General features: G+C 64.0%; 23 protein-coding genes. 7 read left to right on the forward strand and 16 right to left on the reverse strand.

The window, feature by feature from the left end; genetic code table 11:
* Together VNN55_09690 and VNN55_09695 are read left to right on the forward strand one after the other, a co-directional pair.
* On the forward strand, positions 1–905 hold a 905-nt coding region (locus tag VNN55_09690), incomplete at its 5' end, for an ATP-binding protein (GenBank protein HWO57826.1).
* 113 nt (positions 906–1,018) lie between these two features.
* Positions 1,019–2,431, forward strand: coding sequence for a sigma-54 dependent transcriptional regulator (locus VNN55_09695; GenBank protein ID HWO57827.1), 1,413 nt, complete (start codon positions 1,019–1,021; stop codon positions 2,429–2,431).
* Positions 2,432–2,483: 52 nt separating this feature from the next.
* On the opposite strand, the gene VNN55_09700 is transcribed toward VNN55_09695, so the two are convergent.
* The 4 genes from VNN55_09700 to dxr all read right to left on the reverse strand — a co-directional run bounded on the left by VNN55_09700 (position 2,484) and on the right by dxr (position 11,268).
* Positions 2,484–8,045: an Ig-like domain-containing protein gene (locus tag VNN55_09700; protein HWO57828.1), complete on the reverse strand. Its 5,562-nt coding sequence runs from the start codon at positions 8,043–8,045 to the stop codon at positions 2,484–2,486.
* A gap of 155 nt (positions 8,046–8,200) precedes the next feature.
* Entirely contained in the window at positions 8,201–8,938 is a 738-nt protein-coding gene (gene lepB / locus VNN55_09705; GenBank protein HWO57829.1) for a signal peptidase I, read from the reverse strand.
* 81 nt (positions 8,939–9,019) lie between these two features.
* Positions 9,020–10,084: an RIP metalloprotease RseP gene (gene rseP / locus VNN55_09710; protein ID HWO57830.1), complete on the reverse strand. Its 1,065-nt coding sequence runs from the start codon at positions 10,082–10,084 to the stop codon at positions 9,020–9,022.
* 20 nt (positions 10,085–10,104) lie between these two features.
* Positions 10,105–11,268, reverse strand: a complete 1,164-nt coding sequence (gene dxr, locus VNN55_09715) for a 1-deoxy-D-xylulose-5-phosphate reductoisomerase (protein HWO57831.1) — start codon at positions 11,266–11,268, stop codon at positions 10,105–10,107.
* Positions 11,269–11,377: 109 nt separating this feature from the next.
* On the opposite strand from dxr, the gene VNN55_09720 reads away from it, so the two are divergent.
* Both VNN55_09720 and VNN55_09725 read left to right on the forward strand, forming a co-directional pair.
* Complete coding sequence (locus VNN55_09720) at positions 11,378–11,971, forward strand: redoxin domain-containing protein (protein ID HWO57832.1); 594 nt, start codon at positions 11,378–11,380, stop codon at positions 11,969–11,971.
* Positions 11,972–12,079: 108 nt separating this feature from the next.
* Positions 12,080–12,280: a hypothetical protein gene (locus VNN55_09725; GenBank protein HWO57833.1), complete on the forward strand. Its 201-nt coding sequence runs from the start codon at positions 12,080–12,082 to the stop codon at positions 12,278–12,280.
* A 77-nt stretch (positions 12,281–12,357) separates the two neighbouring features.
* Here VNN55_09725 and VNN55_09730 read toward each other — a convergent pair whose 3' ends face one another.
* From VNN55_09730 to VNN55_09785, 12 genes are all read right to left on the reverse strand, one after another.
* On the reverse strand, positions 12,358–13,329 hold the full coding sequence (locus tag VNN55_09730; protein HWO57834.1) for a peptidylprolyl isomerase: 972 nt from the start codon (positions 13,327–13,329) through the stop codon (positions 12,358–12,360).
* Between the two features lie 204 nt (positions 13,330–13,533).
* Positions 13,534–14,208, reverse strand: coding sequence for a peptidylprolyl isomerase (locus VNN55_09735; GenBank protein HWO57835.1), 675 nt, complete (start codon positions 14,206–14,208; stop codon positions 13,534–13,536).
* A gap of 103 nt (positions 14,209–14,311) precedes the next feature.
* Positions 14,312–14,740: a F0F1 ATP synthase subunit epsilon gene (locus tag VNN55_09740; protein HWO57836.1), complete on the reverse strand. Its 429-nt coding sequence runs from the start codon at positions 14,738–14,740 to the stop codon at positions 14,312–14,314.
* A gap of 39 nt (positions 14,741–14,779) precedes the next feature.
* Positions 14,780–16,198, reverse strand: a complete 1,419-nt coding sequence (gene atpD / locus VNN55_09745) for a F0F1 ATP synthase subunit beta (GenBank protein HWO57837.1) — start codon at positions 16,196–16,198, stop codon at positions 14,780–14,782.
* A 187-nt stretch (positions 16,199–16,385) separates the two neighbouring features.
* Positions 16,386–17,252, reverse strand: a complete 867-nt coding sequence (gene atpG, locus VNN55_09750) for an ATP synthase F1 subunit gamma (protein HWO57838.1) — start codon at positions 17,250–17,252, stop codon at positions 16,386–16,388.
* A 134-nt stretch (positions 17,253–17,386) separates the two neighbouring features.
* Positions 17,387–18,895 carry a F0F1 ATP synthase subunit alpha gene (gene atpA / locus VNN55_09755; protein ID HWO57839.1) on the reverse strand — a complete coding sequence of 503 codons (1,509 nt, stop codon included), beginning with the start codon at positions 18,893–18,895 and terminating at the stop codon, positions 17,387–17,389.
* A gap of 10 nt (positions 18,896–18,905) precedes the next feature.
* Positions 18,906–19,457, reverse strand: a complete 552-nt coding sequence (gene atpH / locus VNN55_09760; protein HWO57840.1) for an ATP synthase F1 subunit delta — start codon at positions 19,455–19,457, stop codon at positions 18,906–18,908.
* The gene (gene atpF / locus VNN55_09765) at positions 19,458–19,958 is read right to left on the reverse strand and encodes a F0F1 ATP synthase subunit B (protein ID HWO57841.1); all 501 of its coding nucleotides are present in this window, start codon (positions 19,956–19,958) and stop codon (positions 19,458–19,460) included.
* 92 nt (positions 19,959–20,050) lie between these two features.
* A complete protein-coding gene (gene atpE / locus VNN55_09770) occupies positions 20,051–20,284 on the reverse strand; it encodes an ATP synthase F0 subunit C (GenBank protein HWO57842.1) in 234 nt (77 codons plus the stop codon).
* A 62-nt stretch (positions 20,285–20,346) separates the two neighbouring features.
* Positions 20,347–21,198 carry a F0F1 ATP synthase subunit A gene (gene atpB, locus VNN55_09775; GenBank protein ID HWO57843.1) on the reverse strand — a complete coding sequence of 284 codons (852 nt, stop codon included), beginning with the start codon at positions 21,196–21,198 and terminating at the stop codon, positions 20,347–20,349.
* Positions 21,195–21,596, reverse strand: coding sequence for a hypothetical protein (locus VNN55_09780; GenBank protein ID HWO57844.1), 402 nt, complete (start codon positions 21,594–21,596; stop codon positions 21,195–21,197). Before VNN55_09780 ends, atpB begins: the two co-directional genes overlap by 4 nt.
* Positions 21,593–21,850, reverse strand: coding sequence for an AtpZ/AtpI family protein (locus VNN55_09785; GenBank protein ID HWO57845.1), 258 nt, complete (start codon positions 21,848–21,850; stop codon positions 21,593–21,595). The genes VNN55_09780 and VNN55_09785 overlap by 4 nt, the downstream gene beginning before the upstream one ends.
* Positions 21,851–22,184: 334 nt before the next feature.
* Here VNN55_09785 and VNN55_09790 point away from each other — a divergent pair, with 334 nt between their 5' ends.
* The 3 genes from VNN55_09790 to VNN55_09800 form a co-directional block, all read left to right on the forward strand.
* A complete protein-coding gene (locus tag VNN55_09790; GenBank protein HWO57846.1) occupies positions 22,185–22,667 on the forward strand; it encodes a DUF1203 domain-containing protein in 483 nt (160 codons plus the stop codon).
* Positions 22,664–23,758 (forward strand): bifunctional DNA-binding transcriptional regulator/O6-methylguanine-DNA methyltransferase Ada, encoded by a 1,095-nt coding sequence (ada, locus tag VNN55_09795; protein HWO57847.1) that lies wholly within the window; start codon positions 22,664–22,666, stop codon positions 23,756–23,758. The genes VNN55_09790 and ada overlap by 4 nt, the downstream gene beginning before the upstream one ends.
* Positions 23,759–23,801: 43 nt before the next feature.
* The coding region (locus VNN55_09800) for an ATP-binding cassette domain-containing protein (GenBank protein ID HWO57848.1) at positions 23,802–24,023 on the forward strand (222 nt) is incomplete at its 3' end.

Genomic DNA, 24,023 nt, shown 5'->3' on the forward strand with positions numbered 1-24,023 from the left:
CCGACGATGCCCAGCGCGAGGCCGCGATCCGTCGGGCGCTCTGGACCGACACCGGCGCCGGCAGCGAAATCCTGACCGCGGCCGTCCGCTCGGTGGACCAGCCGCTGGGCGTCTTCGCGGTGATCCGTCAGCAGGACCGTCCCTTCGACGAAAGCGAGCGGCGTCTGCTCAAACTGGTCAGCGGCCAGGCGGAGCGCATCTTCGACCGCCAGCGCGCCCTGATCAACGCCTCGCGTCTGGTCACCATGGGCAAGATGATCTCGGAGATTTCGCATGATCTGCGCAAGCCGCTGACGAACATTCGCGGCAGTCTCCAGGTCCTGCGCGGACGGATGGCCGCCGACACGCACACCGGCGCGATCCTCAAATCGACCGAGGAGGAAGTGGTCCGGCTGGCGGCACTGGTGACCGAACTGGTGGATTTCTCCAACCCCACCCGCTACCGGACCGACCGCCGCGACCTGCGCCCGATCATCTTTCGCGCGGTGGGGCTGGTCGAACAGTTCGCCAAGAAACACGACATCGGAGTCGAAGTGCGGATTCCCTCGGTGCTCAAACCGGTCTTCTGCGATGAAAACCAGATCACCGAGGCGCTGCTCAACATTCTGATGAACGCGGTCGAGGCGATGGGCAAGGGCGGCACGCTCACGGTCACCGCCACCGCCGAACCGGCCTTCCCCTCCGGCGAGGAGCAGGTCCACATCACCGTCGCCGACACCGGCCCGGGCATGGGCCAGGCCGAACTGGCGCGCTGTTTCGAGCGGTACTTCACCACCAAGGCGACCGGCACCGGGCTGGGGCTGGCGATTGTCCAAAGGATCATCCAGGCGCACGATGGCACCATCACGGCGGAAAGCAGCCCCGGCCAGGGGACGCAATTCCACATCCGCATGCCCGTGCGGTGACGCGATTTGCCACTTTCCGGTAAGGGATTGCCTGTCAGCAGCCGATATACCCAATAGCGCAACGCCTTGCCCATCCGGGCCGGGGGATGGCGCGCAAACGAAAGGGCTGTCGCATGTTGGACCCGATCAAGGTGCTGGTGATAGATGACGATCCCAAGGTGCCGTGGATCCTTTCCGAGCGCCTCTCACAGGATTTCAAAGTGGTCTCGGCCGCGGATGGCTTTGAGGGCATCCAATTGGCGGCGCAGGAGAAGCCCGATGTCATCCTGCTGGATGTGAAGATGCCGGGGATGGACGGGCTCCAGGTGCTGGAGCGGCTGCGTCCGGCCAAGCTGGAGTCCGAGGTCATCATGCTATCGGGACATGGCGAATCGGAGACGGTGGCCACCGCCTTCCGTCTCGGGGCGGCCGAGTTCATCAACAAGCCGTTCGACCCGACCGAGGTCGAATTGCACATGAAAAAGGTGCTCGAGTCGCGGGCGCTGCGGCGCGAGAACGCCAAGTTGCAGCGCGCGTTGCACGAGCGTTTCCGCACGCTGGTCGGCGACTCGCCGGCGATGCAGCAGGTGAAAAACATCCTCGAGGAAATCGCCGACAGCGAGCTGACCGTGCTCATTCGCGGCGAAAGCGGCACCGGCAAGGAAGTGGTGGCGCGTCTTTTGCACGACGAATCGGCGCGGGCCCGGGCGCCGTTCACGAAAGTCAACTGCGCCGCCATCCCGCGCGATCTGCTCGAGGCCGAACTGTTCGGCTATGAGCGCGGGGCGTTCACCGGCGCGCACCGCACCAAGCCGGGGCGGTTCGAGGCGGCCAACAAGGGCACGATCTTCCTCGACGAAATCGGCGAAATGCCGCTGGAGTTGCAGTCGAAACTCCTGCAGGTGTTGGAGCAGCAGGAGTTCGTGCGCGTCGGCGGACTGAACACGATCAAGGTCGATGTCCGCATCGTCTGCGCCACCAACCGCGACCTGGAAGCCGCGATCGCCAACGGGATCATGCGCGAGGACTTGTACTACCGGCTCAACGAGATGACGATCACCCTCCCGTCGCTCCGCGACCGGATTGAAGACATTCCGCTTCTGATCCAGCATTTCATCGAAAAGTACACCGCCGCATACAACCGGACCTTCAACGGCCTCTCCCCCGCCGCGATGCAGAAGGTGATGCTCTATCCGTGGCCGGGCAATGTGCGCCAGCTGGAGAATCTGATCAAGCAGGTGGTGGTGCGCAACGACGAGGGAGCGATTGACGAACTGGTCAATCGGCCGTTCGCGCAACGTCCCGGACAGTCCCCGATCTATGCCTCTCCCGCGCCGCGGGTGACGGCGCCGGCCGCCGAGGAGGCGGGATACTCGCTCAAGCGGCGGGTCGACGCGGTGATTGCGCGCGAGGAGCGCGACTTGATCGCCGAGGTCCTGCGCAAAACCAACTGGAACCGGCGCAAGGCCGCCGATGTCCTCGAGATTTCCTATCGTTCGCTGTTGTACAAGATCAAGGAGTACGGCCTGTCAAAGACGGAGCTGTAGGCCGCGACATTGCAGGGGTGCCAAGCGGGCGCGCCGATCGGCGCGCCCGTTGTCATTGGCGCCGGCCCGGGCACAAGAGGCGTTGCAGAAGCGCGCGGATGCGCTCGCGTTGCGCCCCGGTGGCCACGGTCGAGTTGGCGGCGCGCACGTGCCGGTCGATCAACTGGACCGCGTCGCGGATGTCGATGATGCCGTCGAAATTGAGATCGACGGACAACTGCGCGGCCAGTCCGGGCACATGGGGCAAGGCGCCGATATCGTTGCGCGAGCCGTCGGGATCGTTGTAGCGCGGATCGGGGTGCCCGGCGTCGATGCAGGGGGAGCTGTCGGCCAGGCGGAAGTCGCCGTTTTCGGGGTCGACGAACTGCGGGTCGGCATAGACGCTGCCGGGACCAGGCGTGACATCGCGGTAGTCCTTCGCATTGCCAAAGGCGCAATTGTAGTCGGTGATGGCCGTGACATTGGCGGAGGCGTGCTGGTAAATCCCAACGTACGGCGCGCGGACGACGATGTTGTTGTACACGGCGACAATGCCCCAGCGCACGTAGATGCCAAAGCCGCGTCCGACTTCGATCGTGTTGTTGGTGATTTCGCCGTCGCTGTAAGTCAGGTAGAAATCGCCCGCGCTGTGCCCACGGTGGCTGACATTGCGCGTGATGATTGCCCGGACGCAGTTGTCCAGCCAGACCGCCGCGTGACTCTGCGATTCGACGCCGTTGTTGCGGAAGAGGTTTTTCTCCAGCAGCGGATCGGTGCAACCATTCAGCTTGACGGCCCCGATGTTGCCGTCGAAGATGTTGCCGATCAGACGCGGGTGCGCGATTGTCCCGGTCACCGCAAACGTCTCCGAACCGGTAATCGTGAAGCCCGCCAGGACGCTGGTCTGATTTTCGCGCGGGAAGGCCACGGTCGCGGCCGACGCATCCAGCGGACGGAGAATCGTCTGTTCCGGTCCCGCCAGCGACAACACTGCGAGCCCGCGCCCACGGAAGTTCAGATTCTCGGCATAGTCGCCCGTCTCCACCCAGATCGTGTCGCCTGTGGCCATTGCATCGATGCCATCCTGGATGGTCGGCTGGTCGACCGGCACAGTGATCGAACCGCTGGTGGTGATGAACGGTATCGGCGGCGTCCAGGCCGTGGCTTCGACATCATCGGAGAGGCGCGCGCTCCACCAATACACCCGATCCAGCGACAATTCGGCCAGCGTGTCTGATGCGACAATGGCCGCGCTGAGCAGGCGATGGGTGGAGCCCGCCACAATGATCGACAGGTCGGGTGTCTCCGCCACCACAAACTCGCAAGTCAGCGAGTCACCGTCGGGATCGGCATCGACGGCAACACGCAGTTGCAGCATGCGTGGATTGACCAGGGTGTTGGCAACCGGAAACACGATTCGCGGTGGAGGGGGCAGGCCATTGGCGCGGAATCCCTGGTAGGCCCATGCCCCCCAGTCTTCGACGCCACGGGCGCGGACGCGGACGACATAATCCTGGGCGTCGGCCAGGGGAGGTCCGGAGTAGATCAAGGATGATTCGCCGGTGGCCATTACGCCCGGCGCCCAGGTTTCAGCCACCGTCCAGTCGTTATCGGTTCCCACTTCCACTTCGATAGCCTGTTGGCCGCCGGCATCGAATCCGATCAGGTCCCATACGAACCGGGGCGATTCCTCGGTCAGCCGCCAGGGATTGAGGACATCCACCCGCAAATTCGCAACCGCCGCATGCGGAATTCGCGTGCGCGCAAACGCGCCGACATCGTTGCGGGTGCCATCGGCGTCCTTGAACTGCGCATCGGGGTCGCCGTTGTCGACGCAGAGCGAACGCTCCTGCAAACGGTAGTCGCCAGCGGCCGGATCCACATAGTGCGGATCGACGCTGAAATCGTGCGCCCCGCGTGGGGTCTTCCGGGAGAACCGATTGTCGTAATTGATGCCATTCTGCCAGAAGCAATTGTAGTCGGCCGGGTTGAAGCGTCCGGCGACGGCGGGCTGTGAATGATGCGAGAAGATGTTATTCCGCAGTTCGGAGGCCTCATTGTCAGAAACGACCCCGGATTTGTTGCGGTCGAAGGTGTTGTTCACGATCTCCGCCCTGCCGGCAGCGCCGACCACAATGCCGACCGATCCGAGGTTGCCCGCGAAGACATTCCGCGTGATCAGCGCGCCCTGGGCGTTGATCGTCATGACCTCGCCGGTCCCCTGCCGATCCCGAAAGATGCAGTGGCGGATCACCGGATGGGCGAAGTTGGCGATTTGCACATGGGCGACGGCTCCGCTGCGCACGGTGAATCCGTCGAGGATCGCCGCCTCGGTCTCGCCGGCGGCGAAGTTGACCGCCGGGCGCGTGGCGCTGGCCGGCAGGATTTCGGTGACCGGCGCGCCCGAATCAGAGATCAGGCAAAGGTCCTTGCCGAGGAAGTCGACCAGTCCCGAATAGGAACCAGGCGCGACCCGGATGGTATCCCCCGGCAGAGCGGCGTTGATGGCCGCCTGAATGGTCGGGAAGTCCGCCGGAACACGATGCACAAGGGCGCTGCCGCGCGGCGGCTCGTAGGGCTTCAGGCGATACACCGCAATCGCATTCGTCGCGCGGAACACCATGTCGCGATGCAGGGTGTCGATCAGGTAACCGGTCTTGAACCGTCCGGCGGCCGGCATAACCAGGCGCCCCGCGTAAGCGGCATCGGGAATGCTGACGACATAACCGAAGCCGGCATTGGGCGCCAGCAGCATCTTCTCGGCGCGCGTGTCATCGGTCGTGACGAGCCCGCCGCGCAGGGAAGCAGCCGGGAGGGAAAACTGCGTCTCGCGGAGCGACCAGCTGCTCTCCCGTGTCATCACCACGAGTCGATGCAAGTAGCTGGGTGAGGTGTACCAGTCGGAATTGATGACACTGGCATAACAGAGTCGCTGCCGTGGGTCGGCGGCGGACTTCCAGTGGCCGAGGCCGACAAACCGCGAGGCGGGGTCCGGCCGGGCCCCGCAATTGTACCAATCGTAGCAATAGTAGGAGAAGCCCTCCGCGATCATCCGGGGCACGGTGTCTTCGCGCATGAGACTGTTGAGCCAAAGCGAGACCTGTTCGGTCGAATTGGGGTTCCCGCAATTGCCTCCCGTCTCCCGCCATTCCTGCTTCACATAAGTGAAGATGAGCAAGTCGGTCTGCGATCCGCCGTAGAACAGCGGGAGCGCATGCCCGATCTCAAACGGCGCCGTGCGCGCGAAGCCGACTTTAGCGAAACGCTTGACGATGCCGGTCGTCGAGAGTGGAGCCGATGTGGTGGTGACATCGGAACTATACGACGTGCAACCAAAGTAATTCGTGTAGTAGCCAATTGATTCCACGGGGAGAGCCAGCAGGGCGAGCCACCCGGCCGGGTTGTCCGGCAGCCATTGCAGGCCCGCGGCCGAATCCGGAACGGTGGCCAGCACGTCCCAACCAAGACCCCCATCGGCCAGACCCAGCAACTGCTGTGAATTGGTCCAGAGCACCGGCTCGATGCGGCCGTTGACGGCGCGCAGCGTGTACGATTTGATCCCCGTGCCGGCCGGCGGCAGGGACCAGAAACTGTCCGACGCGGGCGACCAGATGCGCAGGACAGATCCACTTTCGGCGCTTTCGCGGAAGAGGACCTCGTCGCGTCCATCGCCATCGAGATCCTCCACGTGCAACTGGTCGATCGTGTAGGGTGACTCCCAACGAGTCAGTTCGTCGGTCACGAATTGAATTGCACCGGCGCTGTCCGGGGGCAGAGTCGTTTGCAGAACCGTGATCAGGACCAATTGGCTGTCGGCCAGGAGGCCATCGCTGGCGACGACCGTTATTTCAAACGGGCCGATCTGCCCGATCGCGGGCGCGAAGATGAGGGCGCCCGCGCCGTTGCCGCTGTCGGCGAAAGTCGCATTGAGCGGGAGGCCAAATGCCGTCAGGGTCAGCGCCTCTTTGTCGGGATCGGTGGCGCTGACACGGAGACTGATGCTGCTGTTCTCATTGACTGTCTGCGGGGCGATGTTGGCCAGGACCGGAGCGCGCGGCACATTCAGGACGGTGATCGTCAGATACTCGTTGTCGGTCAGGACCCCGTCGCTGGCCCGAATCGTCACGGTGTACTGACCCGCCTGGGTGTAGTCGGGCAGAAAGCGCAGAAGGCCGGTGTTGTTGTGGTGATCGGCGAATGTCGCGCGCGCGGGCAGGTTGGCGGCCGTCAGAGACAGCGGCGTGCCATTGAGGTCGGTTGCGCTGATCGACACCTCGAGCGTGTCCCCCTCGCTGACCGTCTGCGGCGTCACGGCGGCGATCTGCGGCGGGAAGTTCACATAGCTCACGCGGATCGACACGATGGCGGTATCGCTGAGACTCCCATCGGTCACCGTGAGCATCACCGGATAAACGGCGGCGTGATTCTCCTTCGGGACGATGGAGAGCGTCGCCCGAATCCGGCCTTCGCCATCGACCGCGGTTGTGAAAGTCATGAATTCGGGGTAGTTCCCGGCCTTGGCCACCAGAGAATCGTTGTCGGGGTCGACGGCGATGATGGCGATGACCGTGTCGCGATTGGCGGCGAGGTACACCGTGTCGGGCGGATTGACAAAGCGGGGATGGTGGTTGCGATGGGGGTTGAAGTTAACGTTGACTGTCATCGCCAAAGTGTCGGTGGCGCGCCCGTCATCCGCTACCAAGCGGACCTGCTGCCGCCCGGTGTCGCCGATGGCCGGCGCGATGACCAGTTCGAATTGCCCGCCGCCCAGGTCGGTCAGGAGCGTGGGGATGGTGCTCTCATTGGCGATCGCGATCCCGTCGCCGTCCTCGTCGCTGACCCCAAGCGCCACGATGAAGTACCCGGTCTCCAGCAGATCGATGGTCGAAAACCCCGGATCGCTCCAGACCGGCGGATGATTGGGCGGCGCGGGAGTGACACGCACCGGCAGCCAAAGCGTGTCGGCCAACGCGGGGTCAGCGGCAACCAGCATCACACTGTGCAGTCCGGCATTCCCGAAGTGGGTGATGATGACCAGATCATATACTCCCGGTCCGGCCGGGGCGATATGAACTTCAAGCAGACTGAAGCGAGTGACCGTCAGACTGTCGCCGTCGGGGTCGTCCACAGACAACTGCACGACGTCGGTTTCGCCTTCCCTCAGGATGAGTGTGTCGATGCCGGGGTCGCCCCACTCCGGCGGGCGGTTGATACGGGTGACGGTCAGGTGGAGAGTGGCGGTGTCGGCGGCGCTGGAATCATCGGCGGCCACAAGCCGAATGGCGAACTGTCCATCGACCGCGGGGCCGGGGGTGAAAGTCAGGATCACCCGCCCGGCGGGGGACGCGTCAAAAGCGGCGAAGTCGGGGGCGTCCAGTATCGTGATCGACAGCGGTCGGTCTTCGGGGTCGACGGCGACAAACTCGACATAGGCGGTGTCGCCGCCGCGCATGGCCACGGAATCGACGGATTCCACCCAGATCGGGCGGGCGTTGATCGGCGGCAGCGGCGGGATCATGACATCCAACCGCTTGCCGCTGTCAGTCGCCCATGTCGCGCCGCCGCACGCAAAAAGCAGAATCAGTGAGGGCAGAACGCGTCGGCAGAAGGGGGCCGGATGACAGACGCCGTGCATGGTCCCTCCGGCAACGATGGAGGCGCATAGCGGCCAGCCATCACCCGTACGATACGACGTCGGCGGGGCTTGTCAACGCGATAACGGCGCCGGCTCGCAAGGCCGGCGCCGTATGATGACAGGAAAATCAGGAGAAGAATAATCGGGCAAGCGCCTCAATAGATGATGTCGCCGAGACGGTTCCAGCGCACTCGCGAGGCGAAATGGCTGATGTTGTAGAGAAACGCCTTGCCGATCGAGCCGAGGTTGGTCCAGGACCATTCGGGAGCGTTGGGATCGGTCCCCCAGGACCAGTGGATCACCATCGCCTTGCCTTGGACCAGATCGCGCGGCACCACGCCCCAGAATCGGGAATCGTAGGAGTTGTCGCGGTTGTCACCGAGCATGAAGTAGGTGCCGGGCGGGACGGTGAACGGCCCGAAGTTGTCGCGGGTGCTGCGTCCGGCCGGCTCGACCGCCTCGCCGGAGGTGAATTTCCCGTCGGCGGGCAACGGCACGAACTCGCCATCGACATAGACGCGCTTGTTGCGGATCTCCACCGTCTGCCCGCCTTTGGCAATGCAGCGTTTGATGTAATTGACCGAGGGGTCGTTGGGGAACTTGAAGATCACGACATCCCCCGGCTCGGGATCGCGGATGGCCGGCAGACGGTAATCCAGAAGCGGAAGGCGCGAGCCATAGATGAACTTGTTGGCCAACAGGAAGTCGCCGACCAGGAGGGTGTCCTCCATCGAACTGGACGGAATCTTATAGGCCTCGACGATCGAGGTCTTGATGACGATCGCGAGAATGAAGGCGACGCCAAGGTTCTTGGCGTATTCCCAGAGCACATGCCCGAAGCCGCTGGGCCGCGGGTCGGGTTTCGGCTTATCCTTGTGTCCGAACAGTGCCACGTTCATCTCCCCTCTGGGGTTGGTCGCCTAAAATCTGTTGTGTACTTTCATACGTCGCCCGCGCCGGAAAGTTCGGCTTCCCTACCCGCCGAAGAGTCGCAGAACATCGTGGTAGGTCACGGTCACGATCAAAAGCAAAAGCAGCCCCATGCCCACCTGCTGGGCGATGGCGCGCTGCTTGATGGTCAGGGGACGTCCCTTGAGCTTCTCGATCAACAGGAACACGAGGTGGCCGCCATCGAGGATCGGCACCGGCAGCACGTTGAGAATGGCCAGATTGACCGATAGCACGGCCATGAAGGTCAGGAGCATGTTCAGCCCTTCGCTCGCCACCTCGCCGGCCATCTTGGCGATGCCCACCGGGCCGGAGACCATCTTGATCGATACGGCGCCGGAGAACAGGCCGCCGAGGAACTTCACCATCGCGCCGCAAATGTTGAACGTCTGGACGGTGCCGGCACCCAGCGAGGCCAACAACCCCATGGGCTCATTAATGAATCCCATCCCGATGCCGATGCGTCCGACCAGACTGTCGGCGCCGTCGGCGGCCTTGAGCGTGTCGACGCGGGTAATCAGCGGCGCGGAGAAGATGTCATCGCCGCGTTTCCAGAGCACCTCGACGCCCTGCCCCGGACGCCGGCCGACATATTCGGCCATCTCCTGGAAGGTCTTTACCGGCTGATGGTCGATAGCGACAATCTCATCATCGGTCATGATCCCGACTTTCGCGGCGGGGGAATCAGGCAGCACCGCTCCCACCACCACGCGGTCGGGATTGGCGACCGGCTTGCCATAGAAAAAGAAGACCGCGGAGAAAAGCAGAATGGCGGCCACGAAGTTCATCAACGGGCCGGCGATGATCACCGCGGCGCGGGTGGCGATGCTCTTCGACATGAATTCGCGCGGATCGCCGGTGACTTCGTTTTCCTCGGGGTTCTCGCCGGCCATCTTCACATAGCCGCCGAGCGGAACCCAGGAAATGCAGTACTCCGTCTCCCCTTTGGTAAACCCGATCATTTTGGGCGGGAACCCCAGCGAAAAGCGCTCGACGCGGATCCCGGCCCATTTGGCGACCAGGAAATGCCCGAGCTCGTGCACGAAGATGAGAACTCCCAGAACCAGCAGCGTGGCAAACAACGTAGTCAAATTATCCTCATCCGGTCAGGTTAATGGGTCATGACACGTCCGCCTGCTGTCCCGGCCAATTCTTCGGCCCGGCGACGTGCCCAGCGGTCGGCTTCCTCAATGTCGCCGATCGTTGGGTTCGGGACAACGACGTGTTCGGAGAGCACCCTCTCCACCAGCGGAATTATACGGGTAAACGGCAGTCTTTCCTCAAGAAAAGCGGCGACGGCAACCTCATCGGCGGCATTGAGTACCGCCCCGCCGGTCGGCCCCTGCCGCCAGGCGGCGCGCGCCAGCTCCAAGGCGGGGTAACGTTCCGGCGCGGGTTCAAAGAACTCAAGCGGCTGACGTTGCGCGGGCTGATAGCGCGGAACATCGGCGGTGGCCGGGGGGCGTTCCGGGCCAAAGAGCGCATAGGTGATCGGCAGCGTCATGTCGGGAATCCCCATCTGTGCCACCACCGAGCCGTCCTGGAATTCCACCATTGAGTGCACGATTGACTGGGGATGAATGACGACATCGACCCGTTCCGGCGGCAGGTCAAAAAGCCACGCCGCTTCGATGATCTCGAAACCCTTGTTCATCATGGTGGCCGAATCGATGGTGATGCGCGGGCCCATGCTCCAGGTTGGGTGCGCCAGCGCCTCGGCGGGAGTGATCCGCCCGAAGGTGGCCAGCGGCCGCGTGCGGAACGGGCCGCCCGAGGCGGTCAGAATCAGCCGGCGGACTTCACTGCGCGCTCCTGTCTGCAAACACTGCCAGATGGCGGAGTGTTCCGAATCGATCGGCACAATGGCCGCGTGATGGCGACGGGCTTCGGGCATGACCACCGCGCCGGCAGCCACCAGAGTCTCCTTGTTGGCCAGCGCGATGCGCTTGCCGGCCGTGATGGCGGCCAGAGTCGGACGGACCCCGGCAAAGCCGACGGCGGCAATCACCGCGACATCGGCCGTGGGCCAGGCGGCGGCTTCGCGTATGGCCTGATCCCCCGCGCGGACCCCCGGCGGTAGATCACCCGTCGATTGGCTGATGGCGGCGATTTCGGGGCGGTAGCGCGCCACTTGCTCGCTCAGGCGGGCCAGATTGCGGCCGGTGGACAGCCCGACGACGCTGAGACGGTCGGGGTAGCGGTCGACGACGCGCAGTGTGCTTTCACCGATGGAGCCGGTGGACCCCACCACGGTCAATGCCAGCAACGGCTTCACGGCCGCCAAGATAACACCCCTTGCGGCATTTGAAAACGTCCAGATGGGTGAGTCGCGGGGCCCACTCCGCCGTTGACAACCCCTGGACAGCGTCGGATTTTGCCTGCGTATGAATCAGACCCCTCCAGCCGCCGGATCGCGCGCCCGACTGGTTGTCCTGGCGGTGATTGTGTTGGTGGCGGCTTTCCTCGGTGTCATGGCCGGCAACGCGTATCTGGAGTGGCGGAGCAACCGGGCCATGGCCGAGCGTGTTGAACAGGCCAAATCGGGGCAGGCAAGCCGTCTGCATCCCGGCGATCTGCTGCCCGATGTGCCGGTGGTCGCCATCGACGGGATGGCGACGGGAATGCAGGCGTTTGCGCGCGACGGCGATCTCATTGTGCTGTTCATCGCCACCGATTGCGAACCCTGCGCGGAGGCGGTCGCGGTGTGGAACCGTGAGACGCCGGAATCCGGCACGCCGCGTGTGGTGGGGGTCTGCGCCAACGACGTGGACTACGCCCGCGTCTACGCGCAGAAATCCGGCTTCCGTTTCCCGCTTCTGTGCGACACCGCGGCGGTCTTCGCCGAAGAGTATGCAATGGACATCATCCCCAGCGTGATCGGAGTGCGTCGCGGCGGCCGAATCGCATACATCCGCCACGGCATCGGGCAGGGATTCACCCTTTCCGACGCCATTACGGCGCTGCGCGAAGCGCCATAGCCCCCTGTTTTTTTCCTTGCGCGACCGCGCAATCCGGAGTTCTTTATTCCGGATTCCAACCGCTGCCGGTCCGGCAGCAACACTGACGATCACAAGGAGGTGAATGCGATGCGCAAGCGCATCAGGGCCATGTTAGGCGCCGCGGCGATGACATTCGTGCTCTCGGCGCTGGTGACGGTGCTGGCCGCCGATTCGGTCGGGGCCTGTCGCTCGTGCCAGAAGAAGTACAATTGTCCAGCGGGGTACTGTTATGTGGACTGCGAGAACTGCTGCTACCTCTGGCATGGCACCGTCTACTGCTTCAAGTGATCGGCCCGCAGGGGCACTCGACACTACGCCCTGTCCGCCGTCGCGGACAGGGCGTTTTTGTCGCTGACTGGCGATCTCTACGCTTTCGGTTTGACGTAGGCCTTGGTAATGCGGACCGGGGTCAGCGGGCGTTCGCGTTGCGCCGGGGTCTTGGCGATTTTCTGCACCACATCCATCCCTTCGATCACCTCGCCGAAGGCGGTGTACTTGCCGTCGAGACTGGCGGCGCGTCCGAGACAGATGAAGAACTGCGAACCGGCGGAGTTGAGAAACTCGGGCCGCTCCGGCTCGCCCGGTTTGGCGAGCGGGTCGACTTTGCGCGCCATCGACAGAATGCCCTCATCGTGCTTGATGGTGGTGGAGAATTCGGCCGGCAGCGTGTATCCGGGGCCTCCGGTGCCCGCGCCAGTGGGGTCGCCGGCCTGGATCACAAAGCCGGGAACCACACGATGGAAGAGCAGGGAATCGTAGAAGCCGCGGTTGATTAAGTAGACGAAATTCTGGCAGTGCTTCATGGCGACATCGGGCCACAGCTCGATCGTGATGTTGCCCATTGAGGTCTCAAACACCACGATCGGCTTTTCTTCGGCATCGAACGTGACATCCTTGTATGGCGCCGTGGGATCGATGGGTTTGGCGGGCGCAACCGCGACGGCGGTATCCTGCGGCGCCCCCGGCGCGGTGTCAGCGGGAGTTTCGGTGACGGCAGCCGTGTCGCCGAGCGGCTCTCTCACGGCGCCGGCGGGGGGAGTTGGGGTGGTCGTATCGACCACCACCGGCGTGTCGGTGGGTCTGGCGGCCGGCAGGGAATCGGTCTTGGCCGTGTCGCCGCGCATCTGCGCGGCACGGACGCGGGCGGCGACATTGTCGGCGGCCCGTCGCGCCGAATCGGCCTCGGCCTCCATGGCCCTGCGCGCCTCGGCCTGCTTGATGCTGTCAGTCACCGGATCGCTTTGCGCCCGTGCCGCATGCGGCGTCGATCCGACGAAGACTGCGGCCATGATGCCGACAAGGGTCAACCACGTGCAACTACGCTTGGTGAGTCTCATTCCTTCGGTCTCCTCTGCCCTGCCCTGACGCTACCGGGGCCAATCAAGCCCGTTGATGCGCCGGCGGCAACACCTTTCTACCCCAGGCGCCGCGCCCGGCCGACGCGCATCGCTTCGACGATAACAAATCGTCGGCAACGCTCAAGCAAAAGGCCGTCCCTGGAGCGCAGGGACGGCCCTTTGAGAATGAACGCGGAAGGCCGATTAGCCCTTTGGTTCCATGTAGACTTTGGTCATCAACACGGGGGTCACCGGACGGTCGCCGGGCCCGGTCTTGACCTTGCCGATCGCCTCGACCACGTCGAGACCCTCGACCACCTTGCCGAAGATGGTGTACTGCTTGTCGAGGTTCTTGGTGCGCTCGCGCGAAAGGCAAATGAAGAATTGCGAGCCCGCCGAGTTCGGATCGGGCGTGCGCGCCATCGAGAGAATGCCCAGATCGTGCTTGAGCGTGTCGGAGAACTCGGCGGGGATGGTGTAGCCCGGGCCGCCCATGCCGGTGCCCTGCGGGTCGCCGCCCTGGATCACGAAACCGGGGATGATGCGGTGAAACGACACCGAATCGTAGTAGTGCTTGCCGACGAGATAGACAAAGCTCTGGCAGTGCTTGGGGGCGACATCGGGCCACAGCTCGAGGACCATCTTGCCCATGGTGGTCTCCACGACGACACGCGGCTTTTCGCCCTTGGCGAATGTGATGTGCTTGTACGGCGCTGCGGGATCCACCGCCACCTCCGGTTTGGGTTTGACCTCGCGCGATTCGGCGGGGGCCGTCTTGTTGTCCTGGGCGGCGACCGGGCCGGCCAGGAGCGCCAGGGACGTCAACGACAGCGTGGCGACGGAACAGACCAGCGTCGACCAGCGATGCGAACCTCTCATGGACAATCCTCCTTGGGTTTTCATTGGAAATCGGGGGCCATCAAGTCACGGCACCGCATTTATACCCTGCGCGCATCGAATGGTTCGGTCCGCGGCGCCCCCGTCAATGAGAGCGGACCGGAACCTCATCGATGATGCGCAGCCGATTTTTAGCGCGGTGGAACGCGGCGGTGGCGCGGTCGATGTCCCACGCTTGGTCGCCCTGCGCCGCATCACGGAGCCGTTTCTGCGCGCGGTCCAGCGCGGCCTGGGCGCGCTGGCGGTCGATGGCGTCGGCCAATTCGGCGGCGTCGGCCAAGATCGTGGCGCGATTGTTCGCCACTTCGATGAACCCGCCGGAAACCGCCATGATGCGCTCATTGCCGTTGGCCATGACGATGGTGAGTTTCCCCGGAACCAACGGCGAAATCAGCGGCGCATGGTGGGCCATCACCCCCAAATACCCCTTGGCGCCGGGCACAATGATCGAAGTGACCGTCTCTTCCAAGACAGTCTCCTCCGGGGTGACAATCGAAAGATGAAAGGATGCCATTGTAATAGGTCCAATAGGACGGCGACGCCCGATTGAGCGTCAGGCCGCCTCCGACTTCATCTTTTCGGCCTGTTCCAGCGCCTCTTCGATCGAGCCGACCATATAGAAGGCCTGCTCGGGGACATCGTCGTGCTTGCCGGAGACCAGCTCCTCGAAGCCGCGGATCGTATCCTCGAGCTTCACATACCGGCCGGTGCGTCCGGTGAACGCCTCGGCGACGAAGAACGGCTGCGAGAGGAAGCGCTGGATGCGGCGGGCGCGCGAGACGATCAACTTGTCGTCCTCGGAGAGTTCCTCCATGCCGAGGATGGCGATGATGTCCTGCAGATCCTTGTAGCGCTGGAGGATGTTCTGCACGGCGCGGGCGACGCGGTAGTGGCGCTCGCCGACGATGTGCGGATCGAGGATGCGCGAGGTCGAATCGAGCGGGTCGACCGCCGGGTAGATGCCCAGCTCGGCGATCTGGCGCGAGAGCACGGTGGTCGCGTCGAGGTGCGTGAACGCAGTCGCCGGCGCCGGGTCGGTCAGGTCGTCGGCGGGCACATAGATCGCCTGCACCGAGGTGATCGAACCGGCCTTGGTCGAGGTGATGCGTTCCTGCAACGCGCCCATTTCGGTGGCCAGTGTCGGCTGGTATCCCACCGCCGACGGCATGCGTCCGAGCAGCGCCGAGACCTCCGAACCCGCCTGCGTGAAGCGGAAGATGTTGTCGATGAAGATGAGGACATCCTGATGCGCCTCATCGCGGAAGTACTCGGCCATGGTCAGGCCGGTCAGGCCGACGCGCAGACGCGCGCCCGGCGGCTCGTTCATCTGGCCGAAGACCATCACCGTCTTCTTGATCACGCCCGACTCGGTCATTTCGCGGTAGAGGTCGTTGCCCTCGCGGGTGCGTTCGCCCACGCCGCAGAAGACCGAATAGCCGCCGTGCTCGGTGGCGATGTTGCGGATGAGTTCCTGAATGATGACGGTCTTGCCGACGCCGGCGCCGCCGAAGAGGCCGACCTTGCCGCCCTTGGAGTAGGGTTCGAGCAGGTCGATGACCTTGATGCCGGTCTCGAGAATCTCGGTCTCGGTGGACTGGTCGGCCAGCGACGGGGCGGGGCGGTGAATCGGATCGCGGCGCGCATTGGGCGGCAACGGCCCCTTGCCGTCGATTGGCGTGCCCAGCAGGTTGAAGATGCGTCCGAGGCATTGCTCGCCGACCGGAACGGCGATCGGACGGCCGGTATCGAGCGCCTTCATGCCGCGCACGAGGCCGTCGGTGGAGGCCAGCGCCACGCAGCGCACGACGTTGTCGCCGATGTGCAGCGCCGCCTCGAGCGTCAGATCAATGCCGCGCTCCTTGTCGACCACGGTGATTGCGTTTAACAGGTTGGGCAGATGGTCGGAATGGAATTCACAGTCGACCGTGGGTCCGATGACCTGAACAACCTTGCCCCAGTTTTCGCCTGCCATGCGTTGATCCTCTCTATCCCTTCGCGTGCGTTCGTGCCATCAGTGTCAGCAATCTGAACCATCGATTCAATTGATTCGGAGTCGTAGGGGCGAATTGCATTCGCCCGTTCCGCCAACTGTGCGAAGGGGCGTATGCAATACGCCCCTATGCGGGCAGGCGGAGTGGTCGTGCCAGGGAATCATATCGCTACTTGATCGCTTCGGCGCCGCCGACGATGTCGAGCAGTTCCTTGGTGATGGCGCCCTGGCGCGCCTTGTTGAATTGCAAGGTCAGCGAATCGATCATCTCGCCGGCCGACTTGGTCGCGGCGCCCATTGCCAGCATCCGGGCGGCGTGCTCGGAGGCAAACGACTCCGAAAGCGCGGTCTGGATGACGGTGGAAGCGTAGCGCGGCATCAGGTCGGAGAAGATGGCGACCGGATCGGGCTCGAAGATGTAATCGGCCACGGTTGTCCCGGCCTGGTCGCCGGGCACAATCGGCAGAAACGGCGCGATGGTGACTTCGCTGCGCGCGGTCGAAATAAACCGCGCGTAGATCAGCTGGATCGCATCGGTCTGGCCGGTGACAAAGCGCTGGGTCAGGTCGTTGGTGATCTGCTTGACCCGCGCCAGGTCCATGTTGCCGCCAAAGTCCAGATGGGCCGCGATAACCGGGGTGGAGCGCTTCTTGAACCAATCGTTGCCGCGCTTGCCGATGCAGACCAACTCGGCGGTCCCCGGCTCATGGCGGCGCAGCGCCTGCGAGGCGCGCCGGATCAAATTGGCGTTGAATGATCCACAGAGACCGCGGTCGGCGGTGATCAGCACGTAGGTTGTCTTCCGTACAGGACGGGCGGCGAAGTATGGATGCAGGATGCCGCCGCCGGGCTGGACCGCCGCGCGCGAGAGATTGGCCAGGATCAGCTCCAGCTTTTCAGCGTAGGGGCGCGCCTTCTCGGCGCGTGTCTGCGCCTTGCGCAGTTTGGCGGCCGAGACCATCTCCATGGCCTTGGTGATCTGCTTGGTCGAATTGACCGAGCGAATCCGGCGTTTGATGTCGCGCAACGATGGCATCTTACCTGTCCAACCCGTTCGTAGAAGCGGCTCTTGAGCCGCGTTTTTTACTCACCAAGCGGCGGGCAATGCCCGCCCGGCAGCTTCCAATCCCATAGCGGGCCAACCCCGCCTGACCCTCCCGAGCGCGGCCGTTACGGCTTGAAGATGCCGCGGAACCTGACGCAGGCATCTTTCAATTTGGCCTCCAAATCGTCGGACAACGCACCCTTGGTCTTGATGGTGTGGCCGACGTCGGGGTACTCCTTCTTCATGAAGGCCAAAAACTCGCTTTCGTACTTCTTCACGGCGGCCACGGGGATTTCGTCGAGATACCCCTTCCCCGCCGCCCAAATCACGATCACCTGATCCTCGACCGGCATCGGAACATACTGCCCCTGCTTGAGCAATTCGACCATGCGTTCGCCGCGGGTCAACTGCCGGCGGGTGACTTCGTCGAGATCGGAGCCGAACTGCGCGAAGGCGGCCAGGGCGCGGTACTGCGCCAAATCGAGACGCAGCGAACCGGCCACCTTCTTCATCGCTTTGGTCTGGGCGTTGCCGCCCACGCGCGACACGGAGATACCGACGTTGATCGCGGGGCGCACACCGGAGTAGAACAGGTCACTTTCGAGGAAAATCTGCCCGTCGGTGATCGAAATCACGTTGGTCGGAATGTAGGCGGTCACGTCGCCGGCCTGGGTCTCGATGATCGGCAGCGCGGTGAGCGATCCCCCGCCCTTCTCATCGGACAACTTCGCCGCGCGTTCCAGCAGGCGCGAATGCAGGTAGAAGACGTCGCCCGGATAGGCCTCGCGTCCCGGCGGGCGGCGCAGGAGCAGCGACAACTGGCGATAGGCGACCGCGTGCTTGGAGAGGTCATCGTAGACGCAGAGCACGTGCTTGCCCTGCACCATCAGGTGCTCTCCCATGGTCACACCGGCGTAGGGGGCGATGAACTGCAGCGGCGCCGGATCGGTCGCCGAGGCGACGACCACGGTGGTGTAGTCCATGGCGCCATGCTTGCGGAAGATCTCAACCACCTGCGCGACGGTGGAGGCCTTCTGGCCGACGGCAACGTAGATGCAGAAGATATCGGTGTCGCGCTGATTGATGATGGTGTCGACGGCGACGGCGGTCTTGCCGGTCTGGCGGTCGCCGATGATCAGTTCGCGCTGGCCGCGTCCGATCGGAATCATCGAGTCGATCGCCTTCAGGCCGGTCTGCACCGGCTCTTTCACCGGCTGACGGTCGATCACGGTGGGCGCATTGACCTCGAGATTGCGGAACTGGTCGGTCACGATCGGGCCGTTGTTGTCCAGCGGCTGGCCGAGCGGGTTGACCACGCGGCCGATGAGCGCGTCGCCGACAGGCACCGAAGCCACCCGTCCGGTCCGGCGCACGGTGTCGCCTTCCTTGATGTGGCGGTCGGAGCCGAAGATGGCGCAGCCGACGTTGTCCTCTTCCAGATTGAGGACCAAGCCCATGATGTCGCCGGGGAAGGTCACCAGTTCGGACATCATGGCGTCTTCGAGTCCCCAGACACGGGCTATGCCGTCGCCGACCTGGAGCACGGTGCCCACCGACTCCATCTCAAGCTTGCTCTGGTATTGGCCAATCTCTTTGGCGATGACCGATGACACTTCTTCGGGCCTTAAAGCCATTGTCTCTCCCTTACGCGGCCTGATGCACTTTCAGCGCCCGCAGCGTCTCGCGCAGGCGCAGCAGATCGTGACGCACGGAATGGTCGATGATTTCGCCGCCGACAATGACGACGACGCCGCCCAGGATGGCGGGGTCGATTTTGTCGCGGTGACGGATGGTCTTGCCGGTGGTTGCCTCGAGCCGGGCCACGATGCGGCGGATTTCATCGTCGCGCAGCGGCACGGCGCTGGTGATCTCGGCCTCGAGGATGCCGCGGGACTCGTCGAGCATGGCCCCGTACAGGTCAATGATGCGGGGAATGTGCTCGGTGCGTCCCTTGTCGATGACGAAGAGCAAAAAGTGCAGCACGGATTCGTGGGCGCCGGCCATCACGGTGCGCACCAGCGTCCGCTTGTCCTCGTCGGGGATCTGCGGCGCGGCCAGCACCTTGAGCAGGCGGCGGTCGGCGCGCAGAACCTCGGCCAGGGCCGACAGGTCGGCCCAGACCGCCTCTTCCACGCGGTTGCGAGTGGCCAGCGCGAAGAGGGCCCGGGCGTATTTCCTGGCGATGCGGACTTCCATTTAGTTGTTCCGTCCCGGGTTGGCCCGTTCGAGCTCGTCGATGAAATTCGCCACCAGACGGCGGTGGCCCTCGGCGTCGAGGGATTGGCGCACGACCCGCTCGGTGGCGGCCAGGGTGAGACTGACGATCTTGTCCTTCAGTTCGACCTGGGCCTTGGCGATGTCGCGCTGCACGTCCTCACGCGCCTTGTCGAGGATCTTCCTGGCCTCGTTGCGGGCCTCCTCACGGATTTCCTCGGCGATCTTGCGTCCTTCGGCGACGCCCTCCTGAATGCGGGCGCGCTTTTCGCTCTCGATATCCTTCAGGTGGGCGGCGTACTGGGCCGCGGCCTCCTCCGCCTCACGCCGTTTGGCGGCGGCGGCGTCGAAGTCGCTTTGGATCTGCGCGCGCCGCGCCTCCAGCGTGTCGAGGAAGGGCTTCCACGCGTACTTCTTCAGGATCCACAGGACGATCAGAAACCCGATGAGGTGGGTAATGATCTGAATGATATCGACGTTCATCTCACTGGTGTCCTTTGGTGTTCAGGACAATACGCCGCCCGCCGGGACCAGCCCCGGCGCGCCCGAATTGACCCCGCCGCCTGCGGCGGGTCTTACGCGATGCGTCCCTGAAGAATGAAGAACGCCACCAGCGCGTAGATGGTCAGCGCCTCGATCAGCGCGCAACCGATGATCATGCCGGTCTGGATCTTGCCGGCGGCTTCGGGCTGACGGCCCATGGCGTCCATCGCGGCGGCCACGGCCTTGCCCAGGCCCAGCGCCGAACCCAGCGCCGCCACGGCCAGGCCGAACGGCAGCGCGAAGGACAATGCGGTTTGGAAAGTCATGGTAGTGCTCCTCCGTAGTGGTTCCGGTTATTCGTTCGACAATTCCAATCAGACCGAGCGATTTAGTGATGCTCCTCGTGTTCGGCGACCATCATCGAGAAGTAGACGGTCGACAGCAGGGTGAACACCAGCGCCTGGATCGTGCCGGTCAAAAGCGCCAGGAACATAAAGGGCAGATGGAGCGGGATTCCCACCGGCACATGCAGGAAGGAAATCGCCGTGACCCCCAGCCCGAGGAAGGCCGCCAGAAGCACATCCTCGCCGGTGATGTTGCCAAAGAGACGAAGCGAGAGCGACAGCGGCTTGGCCAGTTCGCCGATGACGTGAATCGGCAGGTTCAGCGGCACCAGCACCCACGAGATCGCGTCGCGCGGCGAGCCCATCAGGTGGAAGAAGTAACCGCCGAAGCCCAGCTTCTTGAGGCCGGCGTATTGCACATACAGGAAGACACAGATCGCCAGCGCGATGGTGGTGTTGATGCCATTGGGACCGCCGGTCGGCGACATCATGCCGGGGATCAGTCCGAAGAGGTTCATGCACCAGATGTAGATGAACAGCGTGCCGAGAAACGGCGTAAAGCGCCGTCCCTGCGGCCCGAGAATGCCGGCGAAGAAGTTGTCGAGTCCGCTGACCAGCATTTCGAACAGGTTTTGCAGCGGCCCGGGGACCATCTGCCGGTTGCGCGAAGCGCGCCAGGCCAGAAGCGAAAGCAGGATGGCAACCAGAAACGCGTAGATCACGTTTTCGAAGTGATGCAGGAATTCACCCAACGGCCCATGGGCGCGGGCGGCGATGATCGTCACCAGATTGGGCAGAACCGGCGCGCCGGACGGCTGCGCCCCGCCTTCAGCGCCGTGTTCGGCGGCGGTGGCCAGAAGCGGATACAGCATCGCTGGGAGCGCCGGGAGGGTCATGGATGGGCCGCCGGATGGACATCGGCGCGACGCTCATCGAGCTTCAGGTAAGCGCGTCCCAGCGCCTTGAGCAGGGTGACTGTGAACAAAAGCGAGAATCCGGCCAGGAGCGCCACCGGCGCAAACCAGCCGCTGCGCAAAATCAGGTAGCCGATCCCGTAGACAACCGGAAACTTGATGGCGGCCAGCCAGAGGGCGCGCTGACGATTGACTTTGTCCGGGGTGACAAACGCGGTCAGGACGGCGATCAGCGCGATGAAATTGGCTACACCCCAAAGGCAGCCGACAAACACCCCGGCGGCAAACATCATGTCGTAGTAAACGGCGGTGAAGGCGGAAACGATCACCCCCACCACGAGCGTGGCCTTCCAAATCCGTTTGAGAAACTCCAGACTCATGGGCGATCGCGATCGGTCTCGTCGGTTTCGCGCGCGGCGCGTTTGATCAGGCCCCAGACTTCGCGTCCGGCAGCCACAAAGCCGAGGCCGATGAACAGCACCATCAGCCAGGGCGCGGTGCCGAGTTTCTTGTCCAGCCAGTCGCCGATGAAATACCCGATCAGCGGACCAAACAGCAGGACAAACGGGATGGCGGTCAGAAGCCCGATGGGGCGCAACCACCGCCCGGCCTTTTCAGGAGAGTCGAACTTCAACAGCCGCTCTCAGATCGTTTTTCCGGCAGTCTGCGGCTTTGTGAACCATTTCGCAAACTCCGGCCAAAACGAAGCCCGAATATGTCGGGCTTGCGGCCAGCAAGTCAAGACGGAATTGATTTGTGACCACAACCCGCCCCACAAAGCCAATCCGAACCGCGCTCAGAGTCAGTGTGGATAACTGTATCGGTCCGGCCACCCGGAATAAAATGTCCACATTGGGGACTTTTGCACTGCGGGTGCGGGAGGAAAATCACTTTGAAAGCAAGCGGCGGAGTGTGCCGGACGGGCCGGTGGCCGATCATGGAAGCGAAGACGAGACGAAAGGAGAACCATGGATCAGTACAAGTACATTGCCATCCCCAGTCGGACCGCCGAGCAGGTTCGTGCCACCATGCGCGCGCCGGGCTACGGGCATCCCGCACATCGCGAGGTCGCGACTGGATTCGGCCCGTGCCGGCATTGCCTGCGATCCTTTGTCGAGGGCGCCGATGAACGGATTCTGTTCACCTTCGATCCCTTCCATGGACTGGAACCGTTGCCCCTGCCCGGGCCGGTATTCATCCATGCGGAACCATGCGCGCGGTATGATGAGCGCGCCGGGTTTCCGGCGCAATTGCGCGCGCATCCGATGACGTTGAACGGTTACGCCGCGGGACGGCGTCTGCTGGCGCAGGTGTACGTGAACGACGGCCGGGTGGAAACGGCCCTGGATGAAATCTTCGCCGAGCAGCAAGTTGCCTACGTACATATTCGCAACTCCGAGGTTGGCTGCTACCAACTGAGGGTCGAACGCCGCGACCGGGAGAACCAATGACGGCTCAGTCTGTTGAGAGATACCGTACCGACGCGGCCCGTTGGGAGGCGGTGCTTGCGCGCGATCCGTCCGCCGACGGGCAGTTTGTCTTCGCGGTGACCAGCACCGGTATCTTCTGTCGTCCGACCTGTCCCTCGCGTCGTCCGCGCCGGGAGCGCGTCGGTTTCTATGACACGCCCGCGGCCGCCCGTCGTGCCGGCTTCCGCGCCTGCCGCCGCTGCCATCCGGAAGATGACGCGTACGGACGTCGTCATGCCGACGCCATCGCCCGCGCGACGCAACAAATCCGCGACGCCGAGCGCATGCCGACTCTGGCGGAGCTGGCGCAATCCGCCGGAATGAGTGAGTTTCACTTTCACCGCATGTTTCATCGCCTGGTCGGCGCGACACCGCGTCAGTTTCGCGCGCAACTGATGATTGATCGCGCCAAGGCGTCGTTGCGCGGGGGCGAATCGGTGACCGCGTCGCTCTACGATGCGGGATTCAGTTCCAACGGCCGTTTCTACGAGACGGCCGCCGTACGGATGGGCATGACGCCGGGCAGGCTCAAGGCCGGGGGAGCGGAGGAAGTCGTCCGCTATGCGGTGCGTCGCTGCGCGCTCGGCTATGTGCTGGTGGCGGCGACTGCGCGCGGGCTTTGTGAAGTCTGGCTGGGAGATGACGCCGACGCGTTGACGGAACGTCTGCGCGCAAGCTATCCCCTGGCGAGATTGGCCGCCCGCGATCCGCGGATGGGCGACCTGGTCGGCAAGGTGGTCGCGCTGGTGCGGGAGCCGGGGCAGGCGGTCACGCTGCCTTTGGACCTGCGCGGCACCGCCTTCGAGCTGCGGGTCTGGGAAGCGTTGCGGCGCATTCCCGCGGGCGTCACTCGCACATACAGCGAGATCGCAACATCGATCGGCCATCCCAGGGCGGCGCGGGCGGTGGGACGCGCCTGCGCGCGCAACCATCTGGCGGTGGTGGTTCCCTGCCACCGGGCGGTCGGCGCCGGCCGGCGGCTGCATGGTTACCGCTGGGGGCTGGAACGCAAGCGCGCGTTGCTGGAACGTGAAGCCGGCGGGCGGGCTGTCACGAAACCCAAACAGCCCTGAACTTTTCAGGTGCGCGCTCGTCCAAGGACACGGAGATTTCCCCGTGGACTGGATCACCGCCGCCGATCTGTGCCGTTACTATCGCCGCGGCAAGTCCGAGGTGCGCGCGCTGGATGGCGTCAATCTCACCCTGGCACGGGGTGAAATCCTGGCGCTGGTCGGGGCTTCCGGCTCGGGGAAGTCGACGCTTCTGAATCTGCTGGCGGGGCTGGACACACCCTCGGCGGGGAGGGTCATCGTCGAAGGACTGGATCTGACAGCGGCG

This window comes from bacterium, assembly GCA_035559435.1.
Taxonomy (GTDB): domain Bacteria; phylum Zixibacteria; class MSB-5A5; order WJJR01; family WJJR01; genus JACQFV01.

What these genes read in the sequence shown, in the direction of transcription:
- atpG (HWO57838.1), bottom strand. Translation starts at nt 17,252, where the DNA reads ATGCCATCGTTGCGCGACATCAAACGCCGGATTCGCTCGGTCAATTCG.
- VNN55_09735 (HWO57835.1), bottom strand. Translation starts at nt 14,208, where the DNA reads ATGAGAGGTTCGCATCGCTGGTCGACGCTGGTCTGTTCCGTCGCCACG.
- ada (HWO57847.1), top strand. Translation starts at nt 22,664, where the DNA reads ATGACGGCTCAGTCTGTTGAGAGATACCGTACCGACGCGGCCCGTTGG.
- VNN55_09725 (HWO57833.1), top strand. Translation starts at nt 12,080, where the DNA reads ATGCGCAAGCGCATCAGGGCCATGTTAGGCGCCGCGGCGATGACATTC.
- VNN55_09695 (HWO57827.1), top strand. Translation starts at nt 1,019, where the DNA reads ATGTTGGACCCGATCAAGGTGCTGGTGATAGATGACGATCCCAAGGTG.
- VNN55_09790 (HWO57846.1), top strand. Translation starts at nt 22,185, where the DNA reads ATGGATCAGTACAAGTACATTGCCATCCCCAGTCGGACCGCCGAGCAG.
- atpE (HWO57842.1), bottom strand. Translation starts at nt 20,284, where the DNA reads ATGACTTTCCAAACCGCATTGTCCTTCGCGCTGCCGTTCGGCCTGGCC.
- VNN55_09740 (HWO57836.1), bottom strand. Translation starts at nt 14,740, where the DNA reads ATGGCATCCTTTCATCTTTCGATTGTCACCCCGGAGGAGACTGTCTTG.
- VNN55_09730 (HWO57834.1), bottom strand. Translation starts at nt 13,329, where the DNA reads ATGAGACTCACCAAGCGTAGTTGCACGTGGTTGACCCTTGTCGGCATC.
- VNN55_09700 (HWO57828.1), bottom strand. Translation starts at nt 8,045, where the DNA reads ATGCACGGCGTCTGTCATCCGGCCCCCTTCTGCCGACGCGTTCTGCCC.
- atpH (HWO57840.1), bottom strand. Translation starts at nt 19,457, where the DNA reads ATGGAAGTCCGCATCGCCAGGAAATACGCCCGGGCCCTCTTCGCGCTG.
- atpD (HWO57837.1), bottom strand. Translation starts at nt 16,198, where the DNA reads ATGGCAGGCGAAAACTGGGGCAAGGTTGTTCAGGTCATCGGACCCACG.
- atpA (HWO57839.1), bottom strand. Translation starts at nt 18,895, where the DNA reads ATGGCTTTAAGGCCCGAAGAAGTGTCATCGGTCATCGCCAAAGAGATT.
- atpF (HWO57841.1), bottom strand. Translation starts at nt 19,958, where the DNA reads ATGAACGTCGATATCATTCAGATCATTACCCACCTCATCGGGTTTCTG.
- VNN55_09720 (HWO57832.1), top strand. Translation starts at nt 11,378, where the DNA reads ATGAATCAGACCCCTCCAGCCGCCGGATCGCGCGCCCGACTGGTTGTC.
- atpB (HWO57843.1), bottom strand. Translation starts at nt 21,198, where the DNA reads ATGACCCTCCCGGCGCTCCCAGCGATGCTGTATCCGCTTCTGGCCACC.
- VNN55_09780 (HWO57844.1), bottom strand. Translation starts at nt 21,596, where the DNA reads ATGAGTCTGGAGTTTCTCAAACGGATTTGGAAGGCCACGCTCGTGGTG.